This window comes from Pseudomonas sp. LBUM1641 (assembly GCF_059716235.1).
In genome coordinates this window covers 3,730,785-3,744,238 of sequence record NZ_CP166815.1, presented here as the reverse complement: position 1 = coordinate 3,744,238, position 13,454 = coordinate 3,730,785, and the positions used below count along the sequence as shown (strand labels likewise).

Here is a 13,454-nt window from a genome sequence, read left to right as displayed (position 1 = left end):
TTGAGACTGACTCGCGCCGCGCAGGTTACTTGCCATGAATGATGCTGTATTGCCGACGCACCTCACTGAACCGAGTCTTCACAGCTTGTACCGCGACCACCGCAGCTGGCTGGAAAGCTGGTTGCGGCGCCGTCTGGGCAACGCCTGGGATGCCGCCGACCTGAGCCAGGACACGTTCCTGCGGGTGCTGGCCAGCGCCCAGCCGATTGCGCAATTGCAGGAGCCCCGGGCTTACCTGGTGACCGTGGGCAAACGGCTGCTGGTGAATTTTCATCAGCGGCGCAGCCTGGAACAGGCGTACCTCAATGCGTTGATGCACTTGCCGGAAGCTTGCGTGCCGTCACCGGAACAGCGCTGGTTGCTGCTGGAAACCCTGCAAGCCCTGGATGAGCTGCTCGATGGTTTGCCACCGGTGGTACGCCGCGCGTTTCTCTGGAGCCAGCTGGAAGGCCTGGGCTACCGCGAGATCGCCGAGCGGCTCAAGGTTTCCGAGCGTACGGTCAAGCGCTACATGGCCCAGGCCTATGAGCATTGCCTGCTGGTGGAACTGTGAGCCGTACCGCGCCGGATCTTGCCCGTGCGGCGGCACAGTGGCTGGCGTTGCTGGAATCCGGTACTGCCACCGAGCGTGACCATGCCAGCCTGCAGCAGTGGCGTGACAGCCATCCTCACCACGAACAGATCTGGCAAAAAGCCCAGTTACTGCGCCAGCGTTTTACCGACTTGCCTCCGGCATTGGCCATGGCCAGCCTCGATCGCCCGCAACCGGGGCGGCGTGCGGTGCTCAAGCGTGCGTTGGGGGTGGCGGCGTTGGTGCCGGCCGCGTGGTTGCTTAGCCGGCAATTGCCGATCGATGCATGGCGTGCCGACTTGCACACTGCCACCGGTGAACGCAGGCGGGTGATGCTGGCGGATGGCAGTAGCCTGCAATTGAATACCGCGAGTGCGGTGGATGTGGATGCGACCCGGCGCCGTGTGACGCTGGTGGAAGGGGAGATGGCGTTGACGGTGCCGGGGAGCGGTGCGCTGACGGTGCAGACGCGTTATGGCCAGGTGATCGTCAGCCAGGCTGAAGTGTGTGTGCGGCAGTTGTCATCCGGGTGTTTGGTGTCGGTGCTCAAGGGTGTAGTCCAGGTGCAGGACCTGCGTGGGCAGATGGCGATATTGCAAGGTGGGCAGCAGGCTCGGTTGCAGGCGTCGGGGATGGGCGCTGCGGTGGGGTTTGATGCGTTGCAATTGGGTTGGCGCGACGGTGTGCTGACTGCGCAGAACCAGCTGTTGGGTGATTTTTTGCGGGAGTTGGAGCGGTATCGGCCAGGGGTGATGCGTTGGGACTCGAGCCTGGAGACGTTGCGGGTGACTGGGAGTTTTCAGTTGGCGGATACGGATCGTATTCTTGCGTTGCTGGCGTCGACGATGGCGCTGGAGGTGCGGTTTCGTACGCGGTATTGGGTGACGTTGGTGCCGCCTGAAGCGGTTGTTTGATGCGATCTGTGAGCTGGGTACATATCCGTTATTTAGGTAACGGCGGCTTATGGTTCCGCTCTTACAGCGGGTCACTTTTGGCAAACGCCCGGAATGCCGGCCCAGCCAAAAGTAACCAAAAGGTCTTTGCCCCACCACTCGGTGCCTCGCCTGGGCTCGGCATGCCCGCACTCCGGCCCGATTCCGCGGGCCGCCGCGACGGGCCATCCATGGCCCGGCGCGGCTAAATCGGCTTCCCTGCCGATTTACCCGCTCCACCGTGCCTGCTTGCGGCCATCGTGGTTGACGGGGCGCCTCAGATCAAGATCACAAGCAGATCAAAAGCAAGAGCACAGCGGCCTACAGGCCGGCTTGAGTGTTAGAAGCAGAGGCCAGATCCAGAGCGAAAGCAAAGCTGCTTTTCTGTGGGAGCGGGCTTGCTCGCGAAAAACCTGAGACCGCCGCGTTCATCCAGAATGCCAGCGTCATCGTTAACGACCTTCGCGAGCAAGCCCGCTCCCACATTTGGACCGTGCCCGCTTTAGCTTCTGATTTGGCTGTTGCTTCACCACACTCAAGCCGGCCTGTAGGCCGCTGTGCTGTTGATCTGCTTTTGATCTTGATCTTAGGCGCCCCGTTAAACCACGCTGGCCGAACGTAGGCAGTACGGAGCGGGTAAACCGGCAGGACGCCGGTTTAGCCGCGACGGGGCAGGGACGCCCCGTCGCGGCGGCCCGCTTCGTGCTGCCGGAGCTGAGGGCACACCGAGCCCAAGCGAGGTGCCGAGTGGTGGGGCAAGAGCGTTTTGCTTACTTTTGCGCTTTTCAAAAGTGAGCCGCTGTAAGAGCGGAACCGATATCAGCCATCACCTAAATAACGGATATGCCCCCCAGCCTGACTTAGCCCCAACACAAATCCAGCGGATCAGTGCATTGGTCAGATCACATGCGCCCGCTGCAACTCAGTCAGCGCCAGTGCCTTGAGCCGTGCCAACAGCGGATCCCGCCGATCCCGAGGATGCACCAGCTCCACCGCCAGTTCCTGGCGAATACGGCTCGGCCGGTTATCCATCACCAACACCCGGTCACTCAGGTACAGCGCCTCGTCCACATCGTGAGTCACCAGCAGCAAGGCGATCCCATGATGATCAGCCAATTGCAGCAGCAAATCCTGCAGCTTCATGCGGGTAAACGCATCCACCGCACTGAACGGCTCGTCCAGCAATAACACCTGCGGTCGCGAATACAGCCCGCGAGCGATCGCCACCCGCTGCGCCATCCCGCCAGACAGCGCCTTGGGTAACGCCCGGCCAAACCCCGTAAGCCCCACCTCATCAATCAACTGCGCGACCCAGGCCCTGTCATAGCCATCGTCATCGCTGAAGCCGATGTTTTGCTCCACCGTCAGCCAGGGCATCAAGCGCGGCTCCTGGAAGACAAATGCAACCTCACCACCGCCTTGCAGCAGTTCTCCCTGATAGTCCTTTTCCAGCCCGGCAACGATCCGCAGCAAAGTGCTTTTGCCACAGCCGCTGGGGCCCAGCAAGCTCACCGCTTCCCGGGGTTGCAGGGCCAAGTGGACGTTGGTCAGTACGGTGGTCGCGCCGAAGTTCTTACGCTCGACGCGAATATCCAATAGCGCTTCACTCATGTTCAATGCTCCGGGCCTTGGCCGTTGAAGGTGTCGCGCCAGGCCAGGCAGCGTTTTTCCAGGGCGGCCAACAGGCCGTCACTGATCTTGCCCAGCAAGGCCAGCACGATGATCGCTGCCAGCACGATGTCAGGCCGCGAAGTTTCACGACCATCGCTGAGCAGGTAACCCAAGCCCTTGGTCGCGGCGATCAACTCGGCCGCCACCAGGAACATCCACGCCAGGCTCAAGCCGCTGCGCAGGCCGGTGAACAAACCGGGCAGGGCGGCGGGCAAGAGGATGCGACGCACCAGGCGCGTACGGCTGAAGCCATACATCTGCCCGACTTCCACCAGCTTGCGGTCGATGTCGCGTATCGCCGCAACGCCATTGAGGTACACCGGGAAGAACGCGCCGATGGCAATCAACACTATCTTCGAGGTCTCATCAATGCCCAGCCACAGCAGCAACAGCGGCACCCAGGCCAGGCTCGGGATCGAGCGCAGGCCGGCGAAGGTCGGTTCCAGGTACGCCTCGGCCTCGCGGCTCAAGCCGACCCAGGCGGCAAACACCAACGCCAGGCTGGCACCAATGGCGAACCCCAGCAGCACCCGCAACAGGCTGGCGCTGATGTGTTTCCACAGCGCGCCTTCGGCGAGGTCGGTGAGGGTCACGGCGATCTCGCTGGGGGCCGGCATCTGGTAGGACGGCAGCCAGCCAATGCGCACCACCACCTCGAGGATCACCAGGATCAGCACCGGCAACGCCAGGCCCTTGAGCCGCCGTGGCCAGGTGCTGCGTTGCACGGTGATGCCGGGCGCCAGTGCGACGGGCAGGGTTTCGCTTTTGCTGCTCATGACGCTCCCCTTATGGACGAGGCAAAGCCTGGCCGAAGCTTGGGTCGATCAGTTGGTCGATCACCTGATCCACATTCACCCCACGGCGCACCAGTTCTTCCGACACCAAAATCGGCGCGGCGGCCTTGGACGACACCACGTCCTGCGCGGTCAGCAACGGGCTGCTCAGGTCGGTGCGCGACAGTTGCAGCTTGGCCACGTCCAGCGGCAGGCCGGACTCGTCAGCCAGCAGCTTGGCGAATTCGTCAGGGTGTTTGACCGCCCAGTTGCGGGCTTTTTCATAGGCGCCGAGCACCTTGGCGATGGTCTGTGGATGCTCTTTGGCGTACTTGTCGGTCACGCTGACCACGCCGTAGCTGTTGAAGTCCTTGTTGCGGTACAGCAGGCGCGAACCGGCCTGGATTTCGCTGGCGGCCATGTGCGGGTCGAGACCGGCCCAGGCATCCACATCACCTTTCTCCAGGGCGGTACGGCCGTCCGGGTGTTGCAGGTGCACCAGTTCCACGTCGTCCTTGCTCAGGCCGGCTTTTTGCAGGCTGCGCAGGGTGAACAGGTACGGATCCGTGCCCTTGGTGGCGGCAATTTTCTTGCCCTTGAGGTCGCTGACGCTCTTGAAGGTTGAATCCTTGCGTACCACCAGTGCGGTCCACTCGGCGCGGCTATACACATACACCGACTTGATCGGGCTGCCGTTGGCCCGGCTCAACACGGCCGACAGGCTGGCGGAGGAGGCGAAATCGACGCCGCCGCTGTTGAGGTATTCCAGCGAGCGGTTGCTGCCCTGGCTCAACACCCAGCCGACCTTGGTGTTTGGCAGTGCTTCTTCGAGCCAGCCGAAGTGCTTGAGCACCAGGCTTACCGGGGAGTAATAGGCGTAGTCCAGATTGACTTGCGCAGGCTCGGTTTCCGCCGCATGAGCGAGGGGTTGCAGGCTGAAGGCGAGGGCGCAAGCGCCCAGCAAAGTGTTGACGAAGGGTTTCATGGAACAGCTCCGGACAAGGCGGGAAAGAGAAGGCTTTTCTTATATTCAGAAAATTCATATGGCATGTTCCATCATGCGTTATAGGAATATGCAGTCTCTGTGCCAGCGTCTTTCGTGGTGCCGGGCAACACCCCACGTAGCAGCTGTCGAGCCCAAGCGAGGCTGCGTCAGCGGTCTGTCTGATACACCGCGAACGCAGCCTCGCTTGGGCTCGAAAGCTGCTACGTGGGGGAGTGGTTGGGAGTGGGGAGGCGGGCACTTTGTTGAATCACTGTTGGCTGCGCAACAGCTTGCATATGTTTTTATGGAATAAATAAAGAGTTATATATTCCTTTTGTTGGTTTCACGAATAGGGCACTTTGAGTGCCTGCGCATTCGTGCGGATTGACCCAACAGACCAAAGGAAAGCCGACATGACCATTAAAGCGATCAACGTGCGCAACCAGTTCAAAGGCGTGATCAAGGAAATCCTGATCGGTGAAGTGGTGTCCGAGATCGACGTGCAAACCGCGTCGGGGATCGTGACGTCGGTGATTACCACCCGCTCGGTGCGCGACCTGGAATTGAAAGTGGGCAGTGAAGTGATTGCCTTTGTGAAGTCGACCGAAGTCTCCATCGCCAAGCTGTAAAGTTGTGAACCCAATCTAAAAGTGGGAGCGGGCTTGCTCGCGAAGGCGGTGTGACAGTCGACATCTACAGTGACTGATCCACCGCATTCGCGAGCAAGCCCGCTCCCACATTTTGTTTTGCATACAGCCGTTGGAAGGTTAGTTGAGCCGAGGCCCGCCTCCTGATGGACGCGACCCCGGCTTCTCATCCGAAGCATCCGGCAGTGCCTTGGGCGTTTCACTCGGGTCCTTGTAGTCCTTGTGCAAATCCCCATCCAGCCGGTTGCTTGACGAGCCGCCACTTTGCGGTGTCGAGTCGAAATGCTCCCACTCCGATTGCTGGAAGCGGAACAGGCTGTCATCGGTCGGCGTGTCGCGGCCGTGGTAGTGGTGGATTTCGTAGTGGGCGTATTCGACCTTGTCCGCCCAGTTGTCCTGCAACAAGCCGTCGCCGGCCAGGTCGCGGTACCAGTCGTTTTCTTTCTCGGTGGCCTTCTGTTTTTTGTTGTGGTCGACGAAGTAACCGATGATCCCGCCCACCACCGCCAATACCACACCCACCAGAAACAACGGACCAGTCAGCGCCGCCGCCGTGCCTGCGCCAAACAACGCCGCGGCACCCAATACCCCGGCCGACGCGCCGAATGCACCTCCCGCCACTTGCAAACCACCGGCTGCCTGAGCCAAGGGGTCTTTGCTGTCCACGCCGCTTTTGATCGCCAGGGCGCCGAGCACAATGTCGGCGAACCCACCGGCAATGTCTGTCGCCGGGCCCAGCACCTTGATCACGGAACCGGCGATCTTCGCCGATTGGGAGGCGCCAAGCTTGGCCGCGCCGGCAGCCTTAAGGCCGTCATCCAGGTGGGTGGCGAGGCCTTCGGTGGCTTCCGTCACCGCCTTGTCGCCCTCGCCAAACAGCTTGGCGACGCCGTCGTATTGGCTGTCAGGAACCGCGTCCAGCGCAGCGGCGATTTCCTTGCTGACCTTTGAGTCGATCTCGGTGGGCTTGCTGAAGTCGATCACCTTGCCGGCCGCACCTTCCTTGCCCCAGATTTCCGGCAAGGTCTTGTCCAGGCCGAGAAAGTCCACCAAGCCGCCTTTGCCCAGGGCTTCGCCGATCTTGTCGCCGAGCTTGACGAAGTGGCTCGCGCCGCCGGCAAAACTCAGGAAGTCCTTGGCGATGGTCATGCGTTGGGCCGGGGTTTCGCCGAGCTTGCCGCCTTTGCCCACCAGTTGGTAAATCCCCGAGAACAGGCTGACGCCGGCGCCCATCGAGCCGAGGATGCCTTTGCTGTTGAGGGTGTTGAACACTTCGCCGAGCATGCCGCGATCGGCCACCGGGATATACGGTTTGCTCAGGGCGGTTTTCACGTCGGCTTCGCTGATGGTGCCGCTGTTCTTATAGACGTCGCCGAGCTCTTCCAGGGCCTTGGTCACGGCCGAGGATTTCTCCTTGCCCTCCAGGCCCTCGTTGAGGAATTTCTCCAGCACTTCCTGGCTGCGGCGCGGCAGGTCCAGCAGGTTGCCCTTGAGCACGCCCTTGAGCAGACCGAACAGGTCCTTGGTGGCCAGTTCCTTGTTTTCGTCGGAGATCTTGCTCGGGTCCGACAGGATCTCGTTGAGGTCGGTGGTGAGACCGTCGGCCTGGATATTCTGCGCGGCCTTGGTGGCGGCTTCCGGGTCGAACAACGACAGGGACGTGAGGGTGTTGCTCAGGTCTTGCTGGGCTTCGTGGCTCTTGCCCTGTTTTTGCAGGTCCTTGAGGTAGAGCACGTAGTCGGGGTTGCTGGTCAGGTCGAGGAGCTTCTGTTTGATCTCGTCCTTGTTGGGCAGGTGGCTGATGGCGTCGTCCATCTTGGCCTTGTAGTCGGCCTGCACGGTCGGGTCTTTGAACAGCTCGCCGATCTGCTCCTGCACCGCCTTGCCGTCGATGATGTCGTGCATGTCGGCGGAGGTGAGTTCGGTCTGCTTGTCATCGAACTCGCGCCAGGTGGTGTTGAACGGGCGCTTGGATTCTTCGTAGCCGGTGATGCCATGGCCGTTCTGGTAGGCGGCCTGGGCTTCCAGGGCGCGGACCAGTTTGGCCCGTGGGTCGTCCTTGGGAATCGAGCCGTCCTTGACGCCGGCGCGGTAGGTGTCGATCAGTTCGGTGGTGGCCAGTTCGCTGACGCTCTGGGTCGGCGATTTGTCGTCGTCCTTGTCGGCATGCACGCCGGTGTCGAGGTTGAGCACGTCGAGCTCGTCGTTGCTCGGCAGGTTGTACTTGGCGCGGGTCTCGTCGACGGTGCCGGCGCTCCAGGCTTCCCACTTGGCAACCACTTCGTCGTAGAGCTGCGGGCTGAGTTCCTTGGAGACGATGACCTTGCCTTCGCTGGTTTCATAGCGGATCAGGCCGTCCCCCAGTTCGTCGGGAGAGCCGAAGGTGATGTCGGTGTTTTTCAGGAAGTCATTCGGCCCGGCCAGCTTGTAGCCGGCGTCTTCACTGCTGTGGATCTTGCTCCAGGTGTCCTGGGCGGTGGCCACGCTCTTGAACAGTTCCGGGCTGACGTCGGCCGATACGACGACCTTGGTGCCGTCGTGGGTTTCATAGGTCAGCACGTTGCCTTGCTGGCCTTCGATCCAGCCAAAGCCCTTGTAGTCATTCAGTTCCGGCGGCTTGGTATTGGCGTCTGCCAGGCTCGAGCCGTCGTTGAGCGCGGACTCCACGGCGGCCTTTTTGTCGGGGTTGGTGTAGACCTCATGCAGGCCCGCCAGGTAGTCGAACAGCTTGGGGTTGTCGTCGCGGGCCACGACCATTTTCTGGCCATTGCTTTCAAAGCGGATCAGGCCAGGACCGACTTCATCCTTGGGGCCTACGGTGGTGCCGGCGTAGGGCGGCCACACTTCGTTGTCGCTGGCGCGCTTGTAGCCGGCGTCTTCGCTACTGCCCAGTCCGGTGAAGCTTTCATAGGCTTCCTTGGCTTTCTGGAAGGCCTCGGGGTTGTCTCGCTGGCTGATGACGAACTTGTTGCCGTCCTGGGTTTCGTAGCGAATCACGCCGGGGCCGGTTTCGTCGGGCGGGCCGAGGGATTTGTAGTCGCCGAGTTTTTCCGGGGCCGTAGCATCGCCACCCAGGCGCTGGTAGCCGGCGGCTTCGCTGGCGTTGACGCCGGACAGTGCCTTGAAGTCGGCACTGACTTGCTTGAACAGCTCGGGGCTGTCTTTTTCGCTGACGACGACTTTCTTGCCGTCCTGGGTTTCATAACGAATCAGGCCGGGGCCGACTTCATCCGCCGGGCCGATGGCCTTGTAGTCACCCAGGCTGGCCGGCGGTGCGGCGTCCTTGGCGGCCAGTTCATAGCCTTGTTCCTTGCTGGCAGCGAGCCCTTGCGCGGTTTTGTCGCCGGCCTCCACCTTCTTGTTATTGGCGCTGTTCTTGAGCAGCACATGGAACGCCGCGCCGGACTTGGGCGGTGTAAGGGGGAGGGCTTTGGGGTCGGGCGAGCGGTTGAGCGGCTGGGTCGTCATGCCATGGAACTCCTGCTGTTACCGGTGGGGCGGATCGGCAAAAACAGTAACAGCAGGGGTTCTGCGGTCGTTGCGAAAAGTTGTGAATTGCGCCTTAACGGTGACGCAGGCTGCGTTCCATGCGGGCAATGCCTTCTTCCAGCATGGCCCGCGGGCAGCCGAAGTTCAGGCGCACGAACTGTTGGCTGTCATCGCCGAATTCCAGGCCGGCGCTGAGGCCGACTTTCGCCTGGTCGAGGAAGAACTGTTGCGGGTCGTCCAGGCCCAGGGCACTGCAATCCAGCCAAGCCAGATAAGTGCCTTGGGGCGCATGCATCACCACGCCAGGCAGGCGGGTTTGCACGGCGTTCAGCAGGTAATCGCGGTTGGCTTGCAGGTACGCCACCAGCGCTTGCAGCCAATCGCCGCAGTCGCTATAGGCCGCACGAGTGGCTTCCAGGCCCAGCGGGCTGACACTGTCGACCATGCCGCAGCGGGCGTTATTGAAGCGCTCGCGGATCTCGGGGTTCTGGATCACCGCAAAGCAGGTCTTCAGCCCGGCCACGTTGTACGCCTTGCTCGCCGACATCAGGGTGATGGTGCGCTGGGCGATTTCCGGGCTGAGGCTGGCGGTGGGGATATGCCGACGGCCGTCAAAACACAGCTCGGCGTGGATTTCATCGGAGACGATCAACGCGCCCTGGTCCAGGCAGGCGGTGGCCACAGCCAGCAGTTCTTCGCGGGGGAAGACCTTGCCCATCGGGTTGTGCGGGTTGCTCAACAGCAGCGCGCCGGCACCTTTGAGTGCGTCACGCATCGCTGGCAACGGCGTGAGGTACTCGCCCTCGGCGCTCAACTCAAACGGCAGTTCGATCTTCGGCAGGTTCCAGTGGCCAGGGGCCAGGCGAATCGGGCGGTAGTTGGGTGTTTGCAACACCACCGGTTGCCCGGGCTGCACAAACGCGTGCAACGCCATGTTGAAACCAGGCTCGACACCCGGCAAAAACAGCAGCTCATTCGGCTTTACGCGCCAGGCGTACTTGGCCCACAAATCGGCGACGATCGCCTCACGCACGCCATCGCAGGCCACGCTGTAGCCGAGGATCTGCTGACCCAGGCGCTCGTGCAGCGCTTGAAGCACGGCCGGTGGCGCGGCGATGTCCATGTCGGCAATCCACATCGGCAGAACGTCTTGCGGGTAACGACTCCACTTGGTGCTGCCGGTGCCGAGGCGGGAGTGGATCGTGTCGAAATCAAAGCTCATGGGGGGCTCGTGTCAGGGAGGCGGGCGTGGAAATGGCGCTGATTCTAGCGCCATTAATTTTACGCGCCAGAGCTGATTGCCGCTTGGGCTCCCGCTTGCCGGTAAAAAGCCCCGGACAACTGCTGTTGGGCCTGTTCCAGGCTGCGCTGCACGGCGGCTTCGCCACGGACCATGGCGCCCAAATAAGCGAACTCCACCGTGCGGATGCCCACGGTGCCGAGGATCGCCTGCAGGTAGGGCGTGAGGAAGTCGGGTTCACGGTTTTTTCGCGAACTTCCGGAACTGACCAGCACAAAGGTTGGCCGGTCCTGGAGCAAGGCGACTTTTTCAAACTGCGGGTTGACGGTGAAACTGCGGTGGATACGTACCACATGATCGATCCAGCACTTAAGCGCTGCCGGCACCGTGAAGTTGTGCACCGGGGTGCAGATAATCAGCAGGTCACAAGCCTCAAGCTCGACGATCAGTTGCTCGGACAGCGCCGTTGCCGCGCCACTGAGCCCGCCAGGCGTGGTCAGTGCGTTGGCGTATTCCCGGGTCAGCGGTGGCAGGGCCTGGCCGCCGTAGTCGCGCTCGACCACTTCGGCCTCGGGCGCCTGTTCACGGAGCAGGGCGCGGGCCAGGCGGAAGGTCTGGGCCGCCTTGCCGTGGGGGCTGAAACTCAGCAACAGGGCACGGGTCATTGGCTCAGATCCTGGGAAAAGTGCATGCCCAGCGGCAGCAGGCCCTGGCGGAAATAGAAGCGCTGGGCCAGGGCCATGTGCATGCCGGTGTCCAGCACCAGGTAGCGATAACCCAGGCGGCGGGTGTGCTGGCGTACCTGATCCAGCAGCCGTTCGCCCAGGCGTCGGCGTTGCAGGGACGCGTCCACTACCAGGTCATCGACGTAGATAAAGCGGCCATACAGCAGGTTTTCCGTCAGGCGGTAACCGGCCAGACCCAGCACCTGGCCGTTTTCCCGGGCGGCCAGCAGGCGGTAGCCGGTTTCCCGCTGGCGCTGGATCTGCTGGACGAAGGCGTGCGGGTCTTCGAGCTTTGGCCGCAGTTGCTGCATGACGGCAAAGCAGGCCAGGCAGTCGACGTCGCTTTCGATGTGCACAAACTCAACAGAGTCATTCATGGTTGCCGTGCTCCATGTGCGCTTTTACGGCGGCAGGGACTTTGCGAAAGCTGATGGCGACGCGGTTCAGGGCGTTCATCAGGGCGATAGCCAGGGTCAGGTCGGCAATTTCCTTGTCGTCGAAGAGGGCCTTGGCCTCGGCATAGTGTTCGTCGGGCACCTCGGTGTGTGCGACCTGGGTGACCGATTCGGCCCACGCTAACGCGGCACATTCACGCGGGGTGAACAACGGCAAGGCTTCGCGCCATGCGGCCAGCAGCATCAGCTTTTCCAGGCTCACGCCCTGTTTGAGCAGGTCGCGGGAATGAGAGTCCAGGCAGTAGGCGCAACCGTTGAGTTGCGAAACCCGCAGGTACACCAGGTCAATCAACTCCTTCTCCAGGCCGCAGCCGTGGATGTAGCTGTGCACCGAACCAAGGGCCTTGTAGCCGGCGGGCGCTGTCTGGGCGTAGTCGAGACGGTGTTGCATGCTGTGTTCCTTGCTGTGGTGAAGTGATGCCGTCAGTTTGGCGGCCTGGTCGCCGGCTCAATAGGGCCAAGAATGGACAAGCGGGTTGGGACAAGATCAGACTCCAGCGCTGATTCAGCGTGAGCCGGATAACGATGTCGTCACTGCCCAAATACCAGGAGATTTACCGGCGCTTTCGCCAGGCCATTGATCAGGGCCAACTGCGTCCTGGCGAACGGGTGCCGTCGGTGCGCAGCCTGGCCCAGGAACTGAAGGTGGCCCGGGACACCGTGGAGACGGCCTACCAGTTGCTGGTCAGCGAGGGGTTTTTCCTGGCACGCGGGCAAGCGGGAACGGTGGTGGCCGATGCGCTGCCGCAGCGGTCGATCAAGTCGCTGACGGTCGAATCGCAGCCCTTGGCGCCGACCTCTGCGCCGCGCCTGTTGCAACTGGGCTTGCCGGCACTCGATAGCTTTCCGCGCAAGTTATGGGCGCGCCTGGTCACCCGGCAGGTCCGGCGTGTCGACGTCAACAGCCTGGCCATGGGTGACGTGCGCGGTGCCCGGTCGCTGCGTGTGGCGATTGCTCAATACCTGGCGTTGTACCGTGGTGTGGAGTGCTCGCCGGAGCAGGTGTTCGTGTGTGCCGGTTACTCGGTGTGCCTCGCGCTGGTGTGTGATGCGTTGCAGATGGCAGGCCAGCAGTGCTGGTTCGAAGACCCGGGCTATTTGCATGCGCGGCAGTTGTTGCGCCACCTGGGGGTGAAGTTGGTGCCGGTGCCGGTCGACCGTGACGGGCTCGATGTCGAGGAGGGCGTACGACGTGCTCCAAAGGCGCGGCTGGCGATTGTCACGCCGGCTCACCAAAGCCCGCTGGGTGTCGCCCTCAGTGCCACCAGGCGCCGTAGCCTGCTCGACTGGGCGCAGACCCATGGCGGCTGGTTGGTGGAGGACGACTACGACAGTGAGTTTCGTTACAAGGGCCAGCCCTTGGCGGCGCTCAAAAGCCAGGACACGGCGGACCGGGTGATTTACTCGGGCAGCTTCAGCAAGATGCTGTTCCCGGGGTTGCGGCTGGGCTATTTGGTGGTGCCGCAGGCGTTGCTCCCGGTCTTCGAGGCCAGCGCCCGCGTCCTGCAAAACCGCAGTGCCGAGTTGCTGCAAGCCACCACCGCCGACTTTCTCGACCAGGGCCATTTCACCCGCCACCTGAAAAAAATGCGCCAGCTCTACACCCAGCGGCGCGGCTTTCTGGTGGATGCGTTGAACAGCCATTGCGGGGCATTTTTGCAGGTCGATGAGCAGTCTGGCGGGATCAATTTGTTGGCGCGGTTGCGGGTGGAGGTCTCTGATCAGGTGGTTGCGTCCCAGGCCGCCGACGCGGGGCTGGGGATTCAGGCACTGTCTGGCTGGAGCATCGAAACGGGTCGCCAGCAAGGGCTGTTGATGGGTTTCACCAACCTGGCGACACGCCAGCAGGCGGTGGAGGCGGCGTTGCTGTTGCGGGAGGTCATCAGGAGGGCTTTATGAAGGCGGGTTGAACATCTTCATTCGCCACATCCGCTCCGAGCTTCTACCCTGAAGGCATAGCCCTCAG

Annotated in this window: 12 protein-coding genes; 4 read left to right on the top strand and 8 right to left on the bottom strand. The window is 62.2% G+C overall.

Annotated elements, in window-relative coordinates; genetic code table 11:
• Positions 1–34: 34 nt before the first annotated feature.
• The gene (locus ACA046_RS16965; protein WP_459028863.1) at positions 35–553 is read left to right on the top strand and encodes a sigma-70 family RNA polymerase sigma factor; all 519 of its coding nucleotides are present in this window, start codon (positions 35–37) and stop codon (positions 551–553) included.
• Entirely contained in the window at positions 550–1,485 is a 936-nt protein-coding gene (locus tag ACA046_RS16960; protein WP_497674452.1) for a FecR domain-containing protein, read from the top strand. Before ACA046_RS16965 ends, ACA046_RS16960 begins: the two co-directional genes overlap by 4 nt.
• A gap of 915 nt (positions 1,486–2,400) precedes the next feature.
• On the opposite strand, the gene ACA046_RS16955 is transcribed toward ACA046_RS16960, so the two are convergent.
• From ACA046_RS16955 to ACA046_RS16945, 3 genes are read right to left on the bottom strand one after another with little or no spacing between them, the layout of a single operon-like run.
• Positions 2,401–3,114 (bottom strand): ABC transporter ATP-binding protein, encoded by a 714-nt coding sequence (locus ACA046_RS16955; RefSeq protein WP_459028867.1) that lies wholly within the window; start codon positions 3,112–3,114, stop codon positions 2,401–2,403.
• A 2-nt stretch (positions 3,115–3,116) separates the two neighbouring features.
• On the bottom strand, positions 3,117–3,950 hold the full coding sequence (locus ACA046_RS16950) for an ABC transporter permease (protein ID WP_076013365.1): 834 nt from the start codon (positions 3,948–3,950) through the stop codon (positions 3,117–3,119).
• Between the two features lie 10 nt (positions 3,951–3,960).
• Positions 3,961–4,932 (bottom strand): aliphatic sulfonate ABC transporter substrate-binding protein, encoded by a 972-nt coding sequence (locus ACA046_RS16945; RefSeq protein WP_459028869.1) that lies wholly within the window; start codon positions 4,930–4,932, stop codon positions 3,961–3,963.
• Positions 4,933–5,345: 413 nt separating this feature from the next.
• On the opposite strand from ACA046_RS16945, the gene ACA046_RS16940 reads away from it, so the two are divergent.
• Positions 5,346–5,561 (top strand): TOBE domain-containing protein, encoded by a 216-nt coding sequence (locus ACA046_RS16940; protein WP_003217010.1) that lies wholly within the window; start codon positions 5,346–5,348, stop codon positions 5,559–5,561.
• Between the two features lie 138 nt (positions 5,562–5,699).
• Here ACA046_RS16940 and ACA046_RS16935 read toward each other — a convergent pair whose 3' ends face one another.
• From ACA046_RS16935 to ACA046_RS16915, 5 genes are all read right to left on the bottom strand, one after another.
• Positions 5,700–9,047 carry a hypothetical protein gene (locus tag ACA046_RS16935; RefSeq protein ID WP_497674451.1) on the bottom strand — a complete coding sequence of 1,116 codons (3,348 nt, stop codon included), beginning with the start codon at positions 9,045–9,047 and terminating at the stop codon, positions 5,700–5,702.
• Positions 9,048–9,141: 94 nt separating this feature from the next.
• Positions 9,142–10,290, bottom strand: a complete 1,149-nt coding sequence (locus ACA046_RS16930; protein WP_497674450.1) for a MalY/PatB family protein — start codon at positions 10,288–10,290, stop codon at positions 9,142–9,144.
• 59 nt (positions 10,291–10,349) lie between these two features.
• Positions 10,350–10,973: an FMN-dependent NADH-azoreductase gene (locus ACA046_RS16925; protein WP_497674449.1), complete on the bottom strand. Its 624-nt coding sequence runs from the start codon at positions 10,971–10,973 to the stop codon at positions 10,350–10,352.
• Complete coding sequence (locus tag ACA046_RS16920) at positions 10,970–11,410, bottom strand: GNAT family N-acetyltransferase (RefSeq protein ID WP_459028877.1); 441 nt, start codon at positions 11,408–11,410, stop codon at positions 10,970–10,972. Before ACA046_RS16920 ends, ACA046_RS16925 begins: the two co-directional genes overlap by 4 nt.
• Positions 11,403–11,879: a carboxymuconolactone decarboxylase family protein gene (locus ACA046_RS16915; protein WP_497674448.1), complete on the bottom strand. Its 477-nt coding sequence runs from the start codon at positions 11,877–11,879 to the stop codon at positions 11,403–11,405. Before ACA046_RS16915 ends, ACA046_RS16920 begins: the two co-directional genes overlap by 8 nt.
• Before the next feature lie 134 nt (positions 11,880–12,013).
• Here ACA046_RS16915 and pdxR point away from each other — a divergent pair, with 134 nt between their 5' ends.
• Positions 12,014–13,387: a MocR-like pyridoxine biosynthesis transcription factor PdxR gene (gene pdxR / locus ACA046_RS16910; protein WP_497674447.1), complete on the top strand. Its 1,374-nt coding sequence runs from the start codon at positions 12,014–12,016 to the stop codon at positions 13,385–13,387.
• Positions 13,388–13,454: the final 67 nt, after the last annotated feature.

Bases quoted from the DNA above. Each gene is read 5' to 3' on its own strand.
- pdxR (WP_497674447.1), top strand. From the start codon at position 12,014: ATGTCGTCACTGCCCAAATACCAGGAGATTTACCGGCGCTTTCGCCAG.
- ACA046_RS16940 (WP_003217010.1), top strand. From the start codon at position 5,346: ATGACCATTAAAGCGATCAACGTGCGCAACCAGTTCAAAGGCGTGATC.
- ACA046_RS16945 (WP_459028869.1), bottom strand. From the start codon at position 4,932: ATGAAACCCTTCGTCAACACTTTGCTGGGCGCTTGCGCCCTCGCCTTC.
- ACA046_RS16935 (WP_497674451.1), bottom strand. From the start codon at position 9,047: ATGACGACCCAGCCGCTCAACCGCTCGCCCGACCCCAAAGCCCTCCCC.
- ACA046_RS16965 (WP_459028863.1), top strand. From the start codon at position 35: ATGAATGATGCTGTATTGCCGACGCACCTCACTGAACCGAGTCTTCAC.
- ACA046_RS16930 (WP_497674450.1), bottom strand. From the start codon at position 10,290: ATGAGCTTTGATTTCGACACGATCCACTCCCGCCTCGGCACCGGCAGC.
- ACA046_RS16925 (WP_497674449.1), bottom strand. From the start codon at position 10,973: ATGACCCGTGCCCTGTTGCTGAGTTTCAGCCCCCACGGCAAGGCGGCC.
- ACA046_RS16955 (WP_459028867.1), bottom strand. From the start codon at position 3,114: ATGAGTGAAGCGCTATTGGATATTCGCGTCGAGCGTAAGAACTTCGGC.
- ACA046_RS16920 (WP_459028877.1), bottom strand. From the start codon at position 11,410: ATGAATGACTCTGTTGAGTTTGTGCACATCGAAAGCGACGTCGACTGC.
- ACA046_RS16950 (WP_076013365.1), bottom strand. From the start codon at position 3,950: ATGAGCAGCAAAAGCGAAACCCTGCCCGTCGCACTGGCGCCCGGCATC.
- ACA046_RS16915 (WP_497674448.1), bottom strand. From the start codon at position 11,879: ATGCAACACCGTCTCGACTACGCCCAGACAGCGCCCGCCGGCTACAAG.